11 protein-coding genes are annotated in these 17490 nt (G+C 54.9%); 4 read left to right on the top strand and 7 right to left on the bottom strand.

Features of this window, described 5'->3' with window-relative positions; genetic code table 11:
* Positions 1-19 precede the first annotated feature (19 nt).
* The gene (locus tag FHR70_RS08785; RefSeq protein ID WP_183449205.1) at positions 20-3790 is read left to right on the top strand and encodes a methyltransferase domain-containing protein; all 3771 of its coding nucleotides are present in this window, start codon (positions 20-22) and stop codon (positions 3788-3790) included.
* 8 nt (positions 3791-3798) lie between these two features.
* Positions 3799-4548, top strand: coding sequence for a glycosyltransferase family 2 protein (locus FHR70_RS08780; protein WP_183449203.1), 750 nt, complete (start codon positions 3799-3801; stop codon positions 4546-4548).
* A gap of 343 nt (positions 4549-4891) precedes the next feature.
* On the opposite strand, the gene FHR70_RS08775 is transcribed toward FHR70_RS08780, so the two are convergent.
* The gene (locus FHR70_RS08775) at positions 4892-6157 is read right to left on the bottom strand and encodes a class I SAM-dependent methyltransferase (RefSeq protein WP_183449201.1); all 1266 of its coding nucleotides are present in this window, start codon (positions 6155-6157) and stop codon (positions 4892-4894) included.
* Between the two features lie 147 nt (positions 6158-6304).
* On the opposite strand from FHR70_RS08775, the gene FHR70_RS08770 reads away from it, so the two are divergent.
* Positions 6305-7450 (top strand): acyltransferase family protein, encoded by a 1146-nt coding sequence (locus tag FHR70_RS08770; protein ID WP_183449199.1) that lies wholly within the window; start codon positions 6305-6307, stop codon positions 7448-7450.
* 452 nt (positions 7451-7902) lie between these two features.
* Here the strand turns inward: FHR70_RS08770 and FHR70_RS23710 are convergent, their stop codons facing one another.
* Positions 7903-8772 (bottom strand): methyltransferase domain-containing protein, encoded by an 870-nt coding sequence (locus tag FHR70_RS23710; protein WP_210277546.1) that lies wholly within the window; start codon positions 8770-8772, stop codon positions 7903-7905.
* An 800-nt stretch (positions 8773-9572) separates the two neighbouring features.
* On the opposite strand from FHR70_RS23710, the gene FHR70_RS08760 reads away from it, so the two are divergent.
* A complete protein-coding gene (locus tag FHR70_RS08760) occupies positions 9573-11024 on the top strand; it encodes a glucosyltransferase domain-containing protein (protein WP_183449197.1) in 1452 nt (483 codons plus the stop codon).
* 43 nt (positions 11025-11067) lie between these two features.
* Here the strand turns inward: FHR70_RS08760 and FHR70_RS24590 are convergent, their stop codons facing one another.
* From FHR70_RS24590 to FHR70_RS08735, 5 genes are all read right to left on the bottom strand, one after another.
* Entirely contained in the window at positions 11068-11484 is a 417-nt protein-coding gene (locus tag FHR70_RS24590) for a GtrA family protein (protein ID WP_183449195.1), read from the bottom strand.
* Between the two features lie 190 nt (positions 11485-11674).
* The gene (locus tag FHR70_RS08750; protein ID WP_183449193.1) at positions 11675-12649 is read right to left on the bottom strand and encodes an NAD-dependent epimerase/dehydratase family protein; all 975 of its coding nucleotides are present in this window, start codon (positions 12647-12649) and stop codon (positions 11675-11677) included.
* On the bottom strand, positions 12646-13668 hold the full coding sequence (locus FHR70_RS08745; protein ID WP_183449191.1) for a glycosyltransferase family 2 protein: 1023 nt from the start codon (positions 13666-13668) through the stop codon (positions 12646-12648). Before FHR70_RS08745 ends, FHR70_RS08750 begins: the two co-directional genes overlap by 4 nt.
* 260 nt (positions 13669-13928) lie before the next feature.
* Positions 13929-16004 (bottom strand): glycosyltransferase, encoded by a 2076-nt coding sequence (locus tag FHR70_RS08740; protein WP_183449189.1) that lies wholly within the window; start codon positions 16002-16004, stop codon positions 13929-13931.
* 79 nt (positions 16005-16083) lie between these two features.
* Positions 16084-17376 carry a glycosyltransferase family 4 protein gene (locus tag FHR70_RS08735; RefSeq protein ID WP_183449187.1) on the bottom strand — a complete coding sequence of 431 codons (1293 nt, stop codon included), beginning with the start codon at positions 17374-17376 and terminating at the stop codon, positions 16084-16086.
* Positions 17377-17490 lie beyond the last annotated feature (114 nt).

Below are 17490 nucleotides of genomic sequence, written 5' to 3'. Positions count from 1 at the left end.
TGCAGATCGGTATTTACAGATGGGGCGCCAGAAAATGTATAGCCGAAATGTGGAGAAATCGGTCTATCTAGACTCTAGCTCGCGTCAGGCGGCCGATAAGTTAGCTGGCGAGATCCTCAAGGTTTGCGGATGGGGAAATGCGCTCGATGTTGGTTGCGGAATGGGCGACCTTGTTGCAGCACTGTCTGCCCAAGGCATCGCGGCTTCCGGCGTTGATGTAGCAGAAGTTGCTGTCACTGTTGCCGATCGCAAGTGCCCCGGCCGGATACGTCAGGAATCCATGCTCTCATTGAGCAATCCTGATTGTTCAATAGACATCGTGACTGCAATTCATAGCCTCGAGTCCATCGCTCCGGAGAACTTAACGGCCGCTCTTCGCGAGCTGTTCCGTGTAGCGAAGCGATCTGTCTACATTCGCGTCACGACGGAAATAGATTCTGCCCAATCGCCACAGACGATCAGTCGGGATAGAGCTTGGTGGGAAAAGCAGCTTCTCCAAGTCGGCTTCCGCAAGCATCCTCGCTACTACGTTGCTGTCCCGTACGAGAGCCTGGAGAATGAGCCGGACGATATCACTATCGTGATGGAAAAGCCGCCTGCAGCCGTTCTCGAGCGCTATCCGTTGAGTGCGCTGGCTGCCGAGCGAGATCTCCATATGGATATGGCTCGGGAGCAAGGTCGCCGCTCTGACGCACATATGATCCGCTACTTCGAAGCTGCACGATACATTCGGCCGGGTGATCGTGTCGTGGATGCAGCCTGTGGTCTTGGATACGGAACACACATCTTAGCTCATAATTCACTTGCGTCCGAGGTTGCCGGTATCGATGCCAGTGATTACGCGGTGGAGTATGCGTCCCTTGCGTATGGGGCACCACATCGCGGTATCACCTTTCGTAAGGGATATTTGCCAGAGGCTCTGAACGAACTTCCAGAGGGCTCAGTAGATTTCATTGCCAGCTTTGAAACTCTCGAGCATTTGGAACATGCAGACCCATTTTTGCAGGCATGTGCCCGTGTTTTAGCTCCAGGCGGGCGGCTGATGGTCAGCGTCCCACATGATTGGAGTGATGAAACTGGCGTCGACCCTAACCCTCACCATTTCAGGCTCTATGATTGGGATGCTCTGATTCGCGAGGTTGGAGCGGAGTTTCTGCTTGAGCGAGCCTTCGTTCAAAGTGCAAGTAGAAAGAAGATTGATAAAGCGTGGAGCGTGGCGCCTCGGGAATGGCGATCGCTCGCAGTTGAGGATGCGCCGAGGCAAACCAGCGAATGGTGCCTGCTGCTCGCGATGCGTGACCCACTGGCCAAAGCAGACCAGCACTACCAGGAGCGAATGTTCCCCCCAGCTTCGGTGGCGGCCAAGCCTGCATTGCTGGACTTTCCAAGCCAATATAAGAATCCATGGCTCGTAAGAAGCATGATTTCCATTGGGCCACGCATGACTGACCCAATCGAGCTGGAGAAAATTGCGGATCGCGTCCTGAAATCGGCTGTGGGAGGTTTCGACGAAGCTGCAGCACTATGTGTGATCGCTTACCGGATGCTGGAAAATGGACGTCCAAAAGCCGAGTTCTCACATCTCATCGAGCGCTTTACACCATACACCTTGCTGGAGCATCCAGAGACGAGTTCCCCCATTGCAATCCGCTGGGCAATCTCGCTTCTGTATGTGCAAGGTATGCTCGAGATGGGAGCAGGCGACCACCAGGCTGCTAAGTTGAGCCTTTCGCGTTGCGCTGCTCTGCCATTTTGGATCTATTCGCCTTTGCTTGGAACCAAGACGGTTGACGCAGCCTTCCGACTAGGCGTCCTTTATCAGGCTGGGGGGGATCGGGAGAGCGCCAAGCGATGGTGGCGATCTGCCCTCGATATGGCTCAAAGAGCTGCCCAAACTGACTGGAGTCTGCAATTCGGCAGCCTGGATGCTCCTCCTGATTTTGTGTTCAGAGAGATGACGCAGTTGTTTGATCTGGCAACGCGATGTGCGAGTGCCCTGTCGGCATTTGATCAGATCTCGGAAAACCCGGCTGCCGTGGAGCGCGTGCTTTATAACAGGGCGAAGCAAGCATACGACCTGCAGGAGACCGCATCGACCGAGCGGATGCGCCTCGAGTCAAACGCAGCCACGGAGAGGCAGCATTACCTAGATGTCATTGATCGCCTGAAGGCCGAAGCAGAGCAAGTGAATGCCCATGCTGAGGGCTTGCATAATGAAATTGCGCGTTTGAAGACCGATCTGCAGGGTGCACGGGCTGTCGGGAGAAAAGTCTCCGAACTCGAGGCAAGCCTTGCTAGAGAACGTCGCCAGACCGCTCCCTACAGGGGACAAGTGCCAACATATCGTTGGCTGCTGGGGCATCTTCGTCGAAAGATCCTGCGAAGAGGTACTCCGATTCTTCCGCCTATTCCGGAAGCCAAAAAGCAATCTCGTAAGGCTCGACTGGATACCGCGCCGAGCAGGCATGAGACGAGCAAAGATAATCCAAAGCGTGAACCGGTACTCACTCCGAGCCAGAAGCAGGCTGCTGAGCAAACAGTTCTGGACGTCGTCAGATTTGAGCCGGATATCGCGGGTGCTGGCTGCTTTAATGATATCGATCAGTTACTTGTTAATCGAAGCATCCCACGGGGTTCACATGTCGCCGCGTGGAAGAAACTCTTTGAGACCCTTGAACGGCCGTATGATTATCTGATTTTCGTCCCATGGTTGACCCGTGGGGGAGCGGACCTCGCTGCGGTGAACGCGGTTCGAGCAGCAATTCAGGTAAAAGGAGCCGACAACACTCTGCTTGTTGTTACTGATCATGATCGTATTGAGGCGCGTGACTGGCTACCGGAAGCGACCAACGTTCGGGTCTTGTCGGATCTTGTGCCTGATCTGTCGCCAACTGATCGTACGCGCCTTGTCCAAATGCTGATCACGGCACTGAAGCCACGGGCCATACTGAATGTTAACAGTCTCGCCTGTTGGGACGTAATAAGGAAAGCGGGATCTCCGTTATCAACGATGACGGACATCTATGCCTCGCTCTTTTGCCGGGACTATACCGCTGACGGCCGTGCCGCGGGCTATGCCGATACACATTTCAGGACCTGCCTCCCATTCACGAAAAAGATCTATTTCGACAACGAGACATTCGCACGGGAGTTAATCGAGGATTACGGTGTTCCGCCCTCACTTCAGGATCGGATCGAGGTTTTACGGCAACCTGCATTGAGTTCTGCGCAGCCACGTGGGTTCGCCCTCAAGGAAGGTAGCGAGAGCCTCCCCGTTTTCTGGGCTGGTCGGTTCGCAAGACAGAAGAATGTCGATCTCCTGATAGAAATTATCTCAGCTGCTCCGGAATTTCACTTCGATATCTACGGAGATGGAGACGAGAAATATAAGAAAAATCTCAATTCAGCTGGAATAATTGCTGGAAACTCATCAATGAAGGGATCCTTTCCATCATTCGAGGCGATCCCTACGCAAGAGTATGGAGCATTTCTCTACACCTCACTCTGGGATGGCATTCCGACAGTCTTGATCAATGCCGCTTCGCTGGGTGTGCCTATCGTTGCGTCACACGTTGGTGGGATCGCTGAACTTGTTGACGATGACACTGGGTGGCTCATTAAAGATTACAAGGATCCCAGCGCTTACATCAGAGCACTTGTAGAAATCCGGTCGAATCCGCAGGAGGCAAGGCGCCGGGTCCAATGCATGCTTGAGCGCGTCAAGCGCCTCCACTCATGGGATGCCTATGCAACCAAGCTTTCCGAAACATCGTCTTTTCTGGCTCCATGAGAACCGTGATGGATTCATTTGATATCACCGCAATCGTGAACGGGCATCGCGAGGGCCTGCTCGCTCAGCCGACGCTCCTGAGCCTACGGCAGGCGATTGAGCACAGCGAGCGCAACGGAATTCAAGTGGAGACGGTCATCGTCCTCGACAGACCTGATAGGGTTACAGAGGAACTGGTGCAGAGCTTCTGTCATAGGACCAAGAATACACGCGTGGTTACGGTCGATCACGGTGATCTTGGCTTGTCACGTAATAGTGGAGTCGCCGCCGCTCAAGGGAAGTGGATTGCGTTCCTCGACGCAGACGATCTATGGGGCAGTACTTGGCTGTCTGCCGCTTTCAAGGCCGGGGAGGGGGATCCGCGACCAATTATATGGCATCCTGAACTGAGTGTCTTGTTTGGGAGCAATCCTCATCTTTACCTGCATATCGATATGGAAGACCCTGAGTTTGAGCCTGCAGCCCTCGCAGTGACAAATTACTGGACTGCGCTGTGCTTTGCTCCGCGCTCTCTTTTGAAGCGGATTCCATATCGGTATACTCGAATGAGCAGCCAGATCGGATTCGAAGACTGGAGTTGGAACATGGAAACCATCGCCCAGGGATGGTTGCACAAGATAGTACCTGGAAGTGGTCATGCAGTCCGTAGGAAAGAGACCTCTCTTTTACAGCAGACTAAGTCTGCAAGCTGTCTTCCACATGCCTCTAATATGTTTCGGCAACTTCTCGAGAAGCGTGCCAAGAATCGTACGGCGTAATTATTGGGTGGTTAGAAAATTCGCCTGCCTTGCGCGTTATTGAAAGTGCATCTGCGGTTGCTTGGTGGAGAGCTTTCATGCTCGGTAGGCTCGTAAGATCTAACTCGGGTAATTCACCGTAAGGGCATTGCAGTAGAGTTCCCAAACAGTACATTCTTCTGTAATCTTCCAAGCAGGTCGAACCTAGTACAATCTGCTGTCCACCTATATCGTCCGGGTGGCCAGAAGCTTCGTTCTGACTGCCTCTCATCGCAAGGCATAAGCTCTCGTTCAGCATCATAATGATGCAGTTCCATTCCCGGTGGCGGCCGTCGGGATCTCCTCCGATCTATTATCTGTGCTTTTATGCAGCCTCGAACGTGAGGAACGTGATGCGGCTGTCACGACCAACATTCCATGGCTCCTGATCGTAGCGCTCATAAGCATGCTTTTGCACGGCAACAAAGCGAAAGCCGAGATCCTGCATCATCAAGATATAATCCTCGGGGTTGCGGTTGAATACTGGAGGGTTGCCTTCGCGCCGCCAGCGTGTGTCCATCACCTCGGCAATGATGAAGCGTTGCCGGCCTTTGACGGCCTGCTCTAACAAAGGGGGTAAGGCGTCGTCGGACACATGAAGCAAAACCGTATAGATCATCGCAGTCGGGGCTGGCGGGTACTCAAACCCATCGTCAAAGATGCGAAAACTGTGCTGGGGTAAGGAGGCCCGGGCCTGACGGAGAGCATTGGGATTAACATCGACACCAACATATTGCTCAGGAGTAAAGCAGGAGGCCACGCGACCGACACCGCAGCCAACTTCCAAGACTGGATACTGTCCAGCGATTGCTTGGTGCAGAGCCTCACCAACGTCAAAACCCTCGGGAAAGTCGAACCCAAGCTCAGGTTTGATATGGGCTGTGCCCTGACTGATCCAGAAAGCCTCTTCAGGTGTGCGCCACAAGCGATTGTTGCGACGGTCCTCGATACCCTTCAGCGTGTGTGACAGTTGCGGCAGTCCGGTGGTGCGGCCTTCCGCCTTTGGTTTGCGCGAGGCCTGCCAGTGCTTGATGACGGCTGGCTCATCAGCCTTTGCGTCGAAGATTTGAAGGTATGATCGCGGTAGCCAGTAGGTACGCAACTCCTGTTGGGCGCTGATGTCGCACCAAGCCGACTGCAGATGCGTCTGATCCCATGTGGCGGGGTCGGCCTCGCACCTGACGAGCCACTGGTCCAGCAGGGCTTTCGCCGCCTCGGTCTTTCCAAAGTACAGAGTGCCCGATCCAAACTGCCACCCGTCCCATTTATGGACGGCAAAATCGCTATCGATGGTGTTGAACAGCGTCGGTGGAGCCTCAACTGTCGCATCGGCATCGATCCAGACAATCGGAACTTCTGAGGCTTCCCATTGTTCGCGAAGGAAGCGGGATTTCCAGGCGCAAGTGTGTTCCCAAGGCCCAGCGCTCTCGATCGAAACGAGGTTATGCGGGACTGCAAAGCGCTCTAAGGTTTCCCGCAGACGCGCGGAGTGCGCAGCATATTCGTTGTCCGCCGTGAAGAAGCTGACCACTTTGTAGGGTCGAGCCGGTAGCTTGGGCTTGAGCCAGTTCATCAGGCGCGCGGGAGCCATCATTACCTCTTTGGTCGTCGGTTTTGCCTAAGCGATCCCCATCAATCGAGCAAGGGTCAACAATATTCCCATCTAGCCGATCCCATATGCTCTAGACATGATCCTTGTCCGCGCATAAGGGAAATTTTTGGTATAGGGCAAAATGCTATGGCCGAAGCGGGGCATATTCGTTCTCTCACGTCTCTCAGGTTCTTTGCCGCTTCTGCGATTGTACTAGGTCATGGGGCATCGCCATCTTTCTCGCCCGTCCGCTCCTTGATTGTAGATGTGCGCCCCGCAGTGTCGTTCTTCTTTGTCCTGTCGGGGTTTATTCTATCGTACACCTATGATGGCCGGATGAAAGAGCTGGGCTATCGCAACTTCTTCGTTGCTCGATGTGCGAGGTTGTGGCCGATCCATGCTGTTACCGCTAGCCTCGCTATTGTATTCCTCGTCTGGCCGACAACATCGCAAGGAGGGACAGCCGCACTAGCACGGCTCATGGGGAATCTGCTCCTCATCCAATCCTTCACGCCTTGGCGGGATTGGTATTTCTCGTTCAATGCGGTCTCGTGGAGCATATCGACGGAGATGGCCTTCTATGCCGCCTTTCCCCTCCTGATTGGCGTCATCCAGCGGAGATGGGCAGTCGTTGCAGCCGGAGCGGCGGCCTGGCTGGCTGCAGTACTCGCATTCGCGGTGATGTGGGATTTGCCGACACAGGAGGTCGCTCCTGGCCTATCTGCTTGGTCACTCCTGTATATCTCGCCGGTTACAAGGATCATTGAGTTCATCGCGGGAATGCTGGCCTTCGTCGCGTTCAAGAGCCTACGAGTAGCAGTCCCGCGTGTTGCCTATGGATCCGCGACGATGCTTGAGATTTGTGCTGTTCTTGCGTGTCTGGGAGCGATGCTGGTGTGTACCGGAATTGGGCGGTACGGGACGGCCTTACCGCCGCAGACCCGTATCTGGGTCCTGACTTGTGGGCCATTCATCGTCTTTGCTGGCGCTCTGGTGGTATTTGCTCGACAGGAAGGAGGATTATCTCACCTGCTACAGACAACTCCACTTGTATATCTTGGGGAGATCAGCTTCGCTCTCTACATGCTGCACCAGATCGTAGTGCGGTATATTGCGGGCAACTTCTGGCAACAGGCATCGGTACATCCGTGGGCATTTTATGCCACATATTGGATCCTTAGCCTTGTCGGCGCGGCTTTGTTGTTCGAACTGGTGGAGAAGCCTGGACGCTCGTTGATCCGACGTAAGTTCTCTGCCCCTCGTGGGACCGCAGTTCCTGTCTCAGCCGCCTGAGGCTGCAGCCTTTTGCGGAAATGCTATCGTCTAGCGTCTGATCTGGTTCAGCGCAGCGTCGGCAGAGGCTCGCTTGGCCGTGTGCTTATCCAGTGCTGCTTTGGAACGGAAGGCCTCAGCATCACTTAGGTCGTGCAAGCACGTTGGAAGACCCTCCGGCGTTGAGATACCTGCATCCAATACTCTGGCTGCGACTCTCCACGCCTCAACCTCTGCTGCAAGACGGGTGATCTTATTGTACTTCGTCTCGCCAGAGGAAGCATGAAGGTCGACGATATTCGAGGTCATCCTGGCAATCCTTCACATACTCCCTCCTTTGTAACGTATCTATTCTGTTGATCTAGGTTCAACTCTGTCTGTTTCACCCACTACGAGCCCTCATGAAAATCGATATGGGGGTTACCTCTGATGCAGGGAGACCGCACCCAACCGAAAGTACAGGCTACGCGATCCTAAAAGGCTGCTCGAACATAATTCCGGAAGTCACAATGACCATCCGTGACAGCTTCGGTGCGGTCAATAAGGAAGCTTTTTGCGCCTAAGATCTTGAGGACCATTCGTAGTTGCTGTGGACTGAATACCTGCGTGTGCCCCTCCATAGGGACTCCTCGCGAGTCGGTAACAAGCAGCAACTCACCGCCCGGTTCCAATAAAGCGCAGCAATCGCGAAGGAACTCAATCCAATCTGCCGTATGATCGAGGACGTTGCTGCAAACGACGTATTTAAAACGCTCCTGAAGCTGTGGAACGGGCGTCCCCGTATAGGTCGCCGACCCTCTCTTGCCGATTGTTGAATATGGTAGATGCTCAGCGTAAAGGTCCATGAGGGTGTCCTGAGCCGTCACGTCGACGTTATCGATAAGCTCAAAGAAACCGATAGGGCCAGACCCGGCTTCCAGAACTTTCCCTTGGAACCCGTCGAAACTCATCTCGGACGTTTGGGCAAAACCCATCTGCTTGAGAAACCAGACAGCATCACCGTGCCGCATGGTCTGAAGCTCCGTCAGTGGGAGGTCTCGATAGGGCCAGTGTTCACGCCAGAACACCAGTTCATAGCTCTGGCTCGCGTCCCAACCGTCTGGGTTCGCGGTTACGGGTTGTGCGGAAGCAGGCACCGACACAGAGGCCGAAGTAGCCTCTATTCTCTCGATGACGGAAGCGATCTTACTCTCGAATTCATCCCTCAGTTTATTAACCGCCACAATTTTGCGGTCAACCTCTTGCTTGAGCAATCTCATATCAGCGGCGTGACTTTTTGCTTGGGCCTGTAGCGCAGATGACAGTTTTGCATTCTGCTCGCTGATCATGTCGAGCCGCCGCATGAGTGCAGAAGTTCCCGGAATATTCCGCGCGAGAGTTCCGAGTGCTGATCTTTCCACGGTTCTGCGTTCCTTGAACTGGTTGGGGTGACGTTACGAGAGGGTAGGGGACTACCATCAGTGTGTCCATCCCAAGAGCAGTGCTGCATTTGCAGATATGCTCTTGGCTTGCTGTAAGGCGGTGTGCTCCTGTCCCTACCACGAGGTATAGACGGCCGAGATGTTCGGGCTGCCATGAAGTTTGCTTAGATATATGCCTCTGCTGAATTCGCGGATTTGCAAATGTGGTGTGAGAAAGTGGTCATCCAGAAACAGCCCACAACAAGACAGATGAGGCGACTTTCGCTCTGATGCGGCTGACGCGGTGCAATAAATACTGAGTTTAGAACAGCTTTGTCTCAGGCGCAACAGATCGGCTCTGCAAGAAGCAGGTTATCCGTGATGCTACCGATAAAGTCAGATCTGTTGCCTCACTAATGAGGAACTGCAGAGAGTCGAGGTACGATAGTCCCATGCCTGAGCTGAAACCGATAGATCTTGCTTAGACCGGGGTGGAAGAGTGACTCGACGCGAAAGCAGTTCGCATTCTCGGGACCTAGAAGGCGGAACTTAAACCGACCTTCGACAGAAGCGTTCCAGAAGCTGCCCAAGACCGGGCGTATCGCTGGCTATGTCCTTGAAGCGGCTGCAAATGGAATAGACAGCGCGTTGACCTGTCGAAGAAGGGCGGATAGATCAAAGCAAACAAAGGATTTCTACTAATGATTGGCTGGTTAAGGACTCTGTCTCCAAGCACTATAATCATGAGTCACTACAAAGCGCTTTTGGTTGTATTTGGGTGCCTGCTGCTGGCGAAGGGGCAAGCCTTTATCCATCCGCTCTACTCTGTAGATGCATGGAACGAGGCGACTCTTTGGGACGAAGGTGCCACCCATTACGGGCACTTCCTATCGCAGTACCGATTTGGCCTTGCAGCATTGTTGGCACTATTCCGTCAGTTTGAATATAGCGGCGTCCAAGTCGCCTTCAGTTCCGTTCTCTTGGCGTGCGGCTTATCCGCAGTTGCAAGTCTGTTTGCATATCTTACCATCGACCCGACTGGCCGTCGCATACCTTACCTAATCTTCGCTGTAATTTTTTGCCTGCATCCTTTTACGACAGAGATCTTCACTTTTGTCGATGTGACGCTGTTCGTCTGTCTGGCGCTCGCGATAGGGCTCCTCGGAACTCTGCTCGTTGTGAGAGCACATAATGTAAATGTTTGGATGGTCGGAGTTGCTCTGATAGTAGCGGCTCTGTCCATCTATCAAGTTACTCTCCACTATATTCTTATCACCCTTTTGCTTTCGATTGTGGCGAGCCTTGTGCGAGGCGAGTCTATTGCACCCGTGGTCCGGGCCTTAGTGATAACTCTTTTCAGTACGGCGCTTTGCTTCGCGATTGCTAAAGGGATAAATGCTGTCCTGCACATCCCAACAGAAGTCCGCGGAAGCCTCATAAGTTTGGCAAAGCTGCCCTCAAGAATCTCTGTGGTCTGGGACGCCTTAACTCTGGCGTTCTGGCCGCCACAACGACTTATCCCGCCGGTGGCTACGTGGGTCTCTATCGGGGCTCTGAGCCTTGCGGTGCTGACGATTCTGTACGCTATCGCCCGGAATCGGGGCATCGCAATGGCTGCCCTTAGCTCTGCCGCTATCATAGGAGCAGTACTCTGGATCGCTGGTTTATCCATCATAGGAAGTGTCGTTTGGCTCGTGCCTAGAGTTCTGAGCGCCGTTGCCGTTCTCCTAGGCGGCCTTTTAGCGCTCGGCTGGATGGCCGGGTCTGTCGCTGTTCGCCGTATCCTTACCGTCTGCTCGATTGTTCTCGCCTTTGCTTACATCGCCTCTGATAATCGCATTCTATTTGACCAGTGGCGTGTTAATCAGTGGGACAGTCGCCAAGCCTTACGTATCTTCGGACGATTTGAAGAGTTGCCCGAGTTTTCTAAGCTTCAGACAATCATTCTGTTAGGTGGAAGGTACGGACATACGGCGCCGCTCCCTTCGGCATACAAAGATCTGAACCTTTCTTCGCTCGCCCCTGGCCTTGCATACTCAGCTACTTTCCAGCAGGCGATCGGCTACGATCTGCGTCACCCAACCGCTTCTGAGACTGCTGCGGGAAATAACTATTGCAAATCTGCTCCAAAATGGCCGGCACCGCAATCTGTGACAATTATCGGTGCCGTTGGCATTGTTTGTTTGGGTGGTTAGCCTCGTCTTCTAATTAGATGAATCTGATCATCTTTGGAAGAATTCACTTTTTGGTGAATACCCAGACTGAGAGAACTAAAAAATTCACAACCGGTATGGCTCCAGCAACTACCGCTGCGCCAGCCCAGTACGGGAGGCCCTGTTTCTCTACGGCCCACTTCATAACAGCAGCTGAGACGAGAAGACCACTAACGGACACGATAGTAAATTTGGTGACTTGGGCCCTTGTGTCCTGCTTTGCGCGGAATGTGAACCGGCTTTGAAGAAGATAAGAGATAGGCACGCAAGTAAGGTATGCGCCGCTTGAGGAAAGAACGGGATCGAGTCGGAAGCCCGCAACTGCCACGTTTGTAAGAAAAAAATGTAGAAGCGTGCAAATGCCGCCAGCTATTGCAAAGCGAAACAATCTTAAAAGTACATTACTGTCGGAAGCGCATTTGCCAATTGGTAGTTGTTTCATTGATGTATATCTGAACTCCTCACGTCAGTTTATTGCGGAGTTTCGCATTGTCACGATAACGGCAGAAAACGCATTCGGAAGCGCATTTCGTCGCAAATTAGTGTATTTCAACCGATCTTCGCTTCTATAACATGCTCGGTTCAAACGCTGCTCCAAGACCCGATGCCAGAACTTCGTTCGTGTGCCTGTCTTAGCCATTTCTGACGAAAGCTCCTCTTAGTTGGAGAGCTGTTTGCCGAATTCCTGTATCCAAATCGCTTGGGCTCCAGTCATCAGGCAATGCACTCTTGGAAAAGCTGATATGGCTTGCATTGGATGGTTGAGAGTCAAATTGGCAATATAACTTTCGTCCGACCGCCTGCTCGGTTTTTCGCAACATTTCAAACATTGTGCTTGGCCTTCCGCTGGCAAGCAAGAAGGTCTCCGACTTACGTGGTCGCGCCATAAGTCGATTTCCCACGAAGGATCCTATATCTGAGGCCAGGACGTAGTCCCGGATTGTATGGGGCTCGCCGAAGATTTGGGAGACGCGATGGCGGATTGCATTCTGCACCAAGGCGCTGACCAAGCCAATGCGCAGCCCAGTTCCGGAATAGCCATATACGGAACTCGGTCGGTAGATGAGTTTTGAGACGTGCTGGGTTGCTGCTGCGAGGTGCCTCTCTTGTTCAAGCTTCAATGCTCCGTAGGGCCGTTTGGGTTCAGGCATACTGTCTCTATGGACTTGGCGCTGCCCTTCGAACAATCCGCCGGCTGAACTGAATAAATGGAAGGCATGCGATGCCATTGGGATCTTCTGGCAAAGATGTTCGGCTATTTCCAGGACATCGCAGAATGCATCGAACTCCTGCTCAACATCGGCTTGTGACGATCCGAAGCCAGCCCGACCTGCAACCCAAACTATATCGAGCTGTCCTATTCCATGTACCTTGTCATCGATGGGAAGGTCCGCAGGGCGGATGATGAACTGTTCTATGATTGACTTATCTACAAGGCGCTGACTCGGATCGACCCAAGAGAATGCGAGTTCCTGCGATGCCCACTCTGACAGGCGCAATAGCGAGGCAGCTATGGCCCGCCCGACAAGTCCCATGCCAAATAGAGCAATTACATGGAGTGATGTTCGTCGCCCGCATTCCGTAATAGGACGCTGAAAAATGATCATGGTTCTTCTGGCGCGTAGTATTTTACCAAGACTTCGTCCATCTTCCGGTCAACGATAAAGAAGATAGGCCTTCCATGAGCGTTGGTGACGAGGAAAGAAAGGTACTCGAGGGCTACCCCTATCAGAAAGGTGATGATGCCCCCAAAGAACACCACGGCAAGAATTAGCGATGTCCAGCCGCCGACGAGGATGGTCTCTGGAAAGAAAATCTTCCTCAATAGTAAGATGAGGCCGAACACCAAACTTGCTCCGAGAATGAGCAATCCAGAGGCGCCTCCGATACGACTTACTTTTGCCCCGCTCGACATCAGCATGCGCCTTGCGTGGGAGAGCAGCTTTGAGAGTTTGTACCCGCTCTTCCCTTCCTGAATGAAGCGGTGATCCTTCAGGCGCATCGGCACTATGCCAACCCGTTGGGTAAACCAAGAGAGCGCTACATCGAAGTACGTGTCGTGGCTACATACACTGCCTGCGGCCCGTCCCACAGATCCTCGGATCAGGCGGAAGCTGTTGAAGGATCGAATGTTTGGTATTCCGCTGAGCTTTTCAATGAGGCGCTTGTACAATGAGGAACCGAGATCCCGGGTATAGTTCTCGTGAACCTTGCTTTCGGCTTTCGCGTAGACCACGTCATAGCTCGAGCCTGCGACTTCACGGAAAAGCTCATCGATATAAGCAGGGGGATGCTGAAGATCCTCATCAAGGGTTACGATCCAATCGCCGGACGTGTGCAGAATTCCTGCAATGGTTGCAGGATGCTGGCCAAAATTGCGCGCTAAATGAATTGCCGTGACCCAGGAGTGCTGCTGCGAGAGTTGGTCAATAATTTCAGGTGAAGTGTCGACTGCTGCGTCATCAACGAAAATAACTTCTACAAGACTCATGGGTGCTTTTTCATTCACCCAGCGGTCTCTCAAAGCTTGAATTTCTTCGAATAATGCGTGTAAGTACTTACTCCCGGAATAAACCGGAACCACAACCGATACTGTTATTTGCTTGTCAACTAAATCGCTGGTCATAGTTCTGGATCCGGCTGTTCTTTTATACTTTGCTTTATATCGTGCTTCGTTTTTAGGCGCCAAAGACTGGTTTGGCTGCTAATATTTGGTAGAACTCGGCCTCCATCGGGCCAAGTATGTATCGGCACACATTTTCCGATATAGACCGTCATAGCTCGACTTTTCTCAACAACCAGATTGAAAATCAACCCATGATCCGTCCGAGTTGTTATTCATACTCGGAGCAACCATTTTGTAAGCTCATCGATGATGTTGGAGAGTTATCCGCGCCTTCTCTTAATCCATCTGAGGGCTTTCAACGCGCGCCAAGGAAGCACCCGTTCGGCCAGCAAAATCTTGAAAGCCAACACCCTTTCCCTGATGCGATAACGCTGCGTCAAGAAGGTTGAGACCGGCTGCATCGTCAAGGCCTCGACGGCCCTGAGCTTGGGAAACGCCCTGACCCTGTTTTTGCCCTCGAAGGCGAGGGCGGTGTCGGCCGCGATGGTCTCCAGGGAGGCGAGGTACTGCTCCATCGAGTAGTCGTGGTGGCGGGCAAAGGCCGCCCGCGACAGCTTGGCCCGCTTCTCCGGCGTCAGACTCTCCAGCAGAGCCACCACGGCTTCCGCCGAGAACTCGTCAAGCAGGAACCCGTCCTCGCCATGGCGGATCACCTCCGCCGGGCCCGGCGCATAGCTGGTGGCCATCACCGGCACGCCGAACGAGAACGCCTCCAGGATGACGTTGCCGAACGACTCCTTCTTCGACGGCAGCAGCACCACCGAGGCCTCGCTGTAGAGCGCCGGCTTGTCCGTGACGTTGTAGATGATCTCCACCCCGTCGCTCACCCCCGCCTCGTCGAGCAGGGCGAGAAAGGCCGGCAGATCCGGCGAGTTGGGCCCGTCGGTGGTGAAGATGCGCAGCCGCCCTAAGCCCCGCTCCTGCATCAGCCGGGCCACCGGCACCAGGCGCTCGGCGCCCTTGGCATGAAAGTCGATGCGCCCGACATAGGTGACGAAGCGGTTCGTGGCCGGGCTGTAGCCGTTGGTGGCCCGGGTGGCCACCGGCCGGCGGATCTGGGTGAGGTCGTGGATGCCCATCTGGCGGTGGAAGCTCATGTCCATGTCCGACAGGCACAGGATGCGCGAGACCTTGTAGGTGTCGACGAAGTCGAGATGGGCCAGGACGTCGGAATCCTGCAGGATGAAGGCGAGCTGGCCCGAGGCCATGTGGAGGAGGGGCAGGCGGGTGAGCTGCTCGCGCACGGCGGGCGAGAAGGCGCGGATGACGGAGTTGGGGGTGATGACCACCGTGTCTGTGGCATGGCAGGTGGCGAGAAAGGCGAGGGTCTCGGCCTCGTCAGGCTCGGCATAGAGGGTGTTGGCCAGGGGCGGGGCGGCGGGGTCGCGCCGGGCTGAGAGGCAGATGTGCTGGATGGGGCGGCCCTGGGCTGACGCGATGGTGTTGCGCACGCGGCCCGGGATGCCGCCGATCTTGGCCACATCCTGAACCAAGTGAACAATCGTCCGTAACTTGAAGGGCATGATGTCATTCAGCGCTTTACGAAGCGTCAGTCTCTGAGCTTCCGTCAGCGAAGGATCGTCCCGTACAACCTTAAGCAGATTGCGGTGCAGGTTTTTGAGGTAGGTGTCGTCAACCCCGTGCCGCTCCTTGAGAGCCTGGTAATTTTCAACCCTTGCTGCAATCTCTGGCAGGAGGATGTTCTTGGAGAGAGTGGATTTGCGTGAGGCTGCAATCAGGTAAAACGGACTGACATCGATGAGCTGGACACGGTCAAAGCCTCCGAGGAGAATGCGCATATTCAGGCGCACATCCTCGCTGCGGCCCTTGACACTATCTTGGGTGTGCAGTCTCAGCGCGTCACGGTTGTAGATTTTTCCTCCGATGCCGGAGAGGATGCGGGTGATCGTGTGGCTGGTGATCGCCCGGTTCGGATCGATCACTCTCGGGAATTCTCGCCTTCTGCCATTCATAAAGGGGGTGACGATGATATCGAACCCTGGCGTTAAGCGACTGGCCAATGCGGTCAGCGCTTCTGGTTGAACGAGATCGTCTCCGTCGACGAAAGTGACATAAGGCGCTTGAGCGTGATCAGCGATGTACTGCCGCCCAACCGAGGGTGACCCGAAATTCGTTTCAGCGAGATGGGATTGGAAGTGGGCTCTCTTCGAAACAGGGTGCTGCGTGATGAGGGTATTGGTGCCATCGGTGCTGGCATCATCAAACAGAATGATCTCGAAGCGCCGATCATCCAGGAGAGCAAGCCCATCAAGGAGCTTTTGAATATTGCCCCGCTCATTGTGTGTGGTGACGCCGATCGTCAGAATAGGCTTCATAGGCTGGACTCGGATTGCATTTTGGAGGGCGTCATTCCGCTCTCTCGTTAGAGGCAAGGACTTCGGCGGCATGCATCGCCTATCCCTGCGGATTGCGGCTCAGCTTACTCTTGATGAGGCGGAGAGGTTCCGTGATGCGCCAGGAGTACGACTCTTTCAAAGACTTCATGCCCTTTTCAAGCAGTCTGATCTGCCTGCGGGCATCCTTGATCTGAGCTCTCAAGTTCTCTGTGGCGCGAACATGTGGAAACGCCCTGACCCTGTTTTTGCCCTCGAAGGCGAGGGCGGTGTCGGCCGCGATGGTCTCCAGGGAGGCGAGGTACTGCTCCATCGAGTAGTCGTGGTGGCGGGCAAAGGCCGCCCGCGACAGCTTGGCCCGCTTCTCCGGCGTCAGACTCTCCAGCAGAGCCACCACGGCTTCCGCCGAGAACTCGTCAAGCAGGAACCCGTCCTCGCCATGGCGGATCACCTCCGCCGGGCCCGGCGCATAGCTGGTGGCCATCACCGGCACGCCGAACGAGAACGCCTCCAGGATGACGTTGCCGAACGACTCCTTCTTCGACGGCAGCAGCACCACCGAGGCCTCGCTGTAGAGCGCCGGCTTGTCCGTGACGTTGTAGATGATCTCCACCCCGTCGCTCACCCCCGCCTCGTCGAGCAGGGCGAGAAAGGCCGGCAGATCCGGCGAGTTGGGCCCGTCGGTGGTGAAGATGCGCAGCCGCCCTAAGCCCCGCTCCTGCATCAGCCGGGCCACCGGCACCAGGCGCTCGGCGCCCTTGGCATGAAAGTCGATGCGCCCGACATAGGTGACGAAGCGGTTCGTGGCCGGGCTGTAGCCGTTTGTGGCCCGGGTGGCCACCGGCAGGCGGATCTTGGTGAGGTCGTGGATGCCCATCTGGCGGTGGAAGCTCATGTCCATGTCCGACAGGCACAGGATGCGCGAGACCTTGTAGGTGTCGACGAAGTCGAGATGGGCCAGGACGTCGGAATCCTGCAGGATGAAGGCGAGCTGGCCCGAGGCCATGTGGAGGAGGGGCAGGCGGGTGAGCTGCTCGCGCACGGCGGGCGAGAAGGCGCGGATGACGGAGTTGGGGGTGATGACCACCGTGTCTGTGGCATGGCAGGTGGCGAGAAAGGCGAGGGTCTCGGCCTCGTCAGGCTCGGCATAGAGGGTGTTGGCCAGGGGCGGGGCGGCGGGGTCGCGCCGGGCTGAGAGGCAGATGTGCTGGATGGGGCGGCCCTGGGCTGACGCGATGGTGTTGCGCACGCGGCCCGGGATGCCGCCGATCTTGGCCACATCCTGAACCAAGTGAACAATCGTCCGTAACTTGAAGGGCACAGGCGGGAGTGAATCCGTTGCAACACCTGTCATCGTACTTTCTCACTCCAAGCTATCTCACGAGGGCGGTTTTCCCTCGCATGAGGGTCTGTCGCATACCTTTAAGCTGAACGGCAGGCCGTGCCCTTAGCGTAGTTTGTTGAATTC

This window comes from Microvirga lupini, from assembly GCF_014191055.1.
Classification (GTDB): Bacteria; Pseudomonadota; Alphaproteobacteria; order Rhizobiales; family Beijerinckiaceae; genus Microvirga; species Microvirga lupini_A.
Note: the sequence above shows the minus strand (reverse complement) of the source record. Positions and strands in the feature narration are given on the sequence as shown.

Coding starts and splice junctions, on each gene's coding strand:
- FHR70_RS08785 (WP_183449205.1), top strand. CDS start 20: ATGGGGCGCCAGAAAATGTATAGCCGAAATGTGGAGAAATCGGTCTAT.
- FHR70_RS08780 (WP_183449203.1), top strand. CDS start 3,799: ATGGATTCATTTGATATCACCGCAATCGTGAACGGGCATCGCGAGGGC.
- FHR70_RS08775 (WP_183449201.1), bottom strand. CDS start 6,157: ATGGCTCCCGCGCGCCTGATGAACTGGCTCAAGCCCAAGCTACCGGCT.
- FHR70_RS08770 (WP_183449199.1), top strand. CDS start 6,305: ATGGCCGAAGCGGGGCATATTCGTTCTCTCACGTCTCTCAGGTTCTTT.
- FHR70_RS23710 (WP_210277546.1), bottom strand. CDS start 8,772: ATGCGGCGGCTCGACATGATCAGCGAGCAGAATGCAAAACTGTCATCT.
- FHR70_RS08760 (WP_183449197.1), top strand. CDS start 9,573: ATGAGTCACTACAAAGCGCTTTTGGTTGTATTTGGGTGCCTGCTGCTG.
- FHR70_RS24590 (WP_183449195.1), bottom strand. CDS start 11,484: ATGAAACAACTACCAATTGGCAAATGCGCTTCCGACAGTAATGTACTT.
- FHR70_RS08750 (WP_183449193.1), bottom strand. CDS start 12,649: ATGATCATTTTTCAGCGTCCTATTACGGAATGCGGGCGACGAACATCA.
- FHR70_RS08745 (WP_183449191.1), bottom strand. CDS start 13,668: ATGACCAGCGATTTAGTTGACAAGCAAATAACAGTATCGGTTGTGGTT.
- FHR70_RS08740 (WP_183449189.1), bottom strand. CDS start 16,004: ATGAAGCCTATTCTGACGATCGGCGTCACCACACACAATGAGCGGGGC.
- FHR70_RS08735 (WP_183449187.1), bottom strand. CDS start 17,376: ATGACAGGTGTTGCAACGGATTCACTCCCGCCTGTGCCCTTCAAGTTA.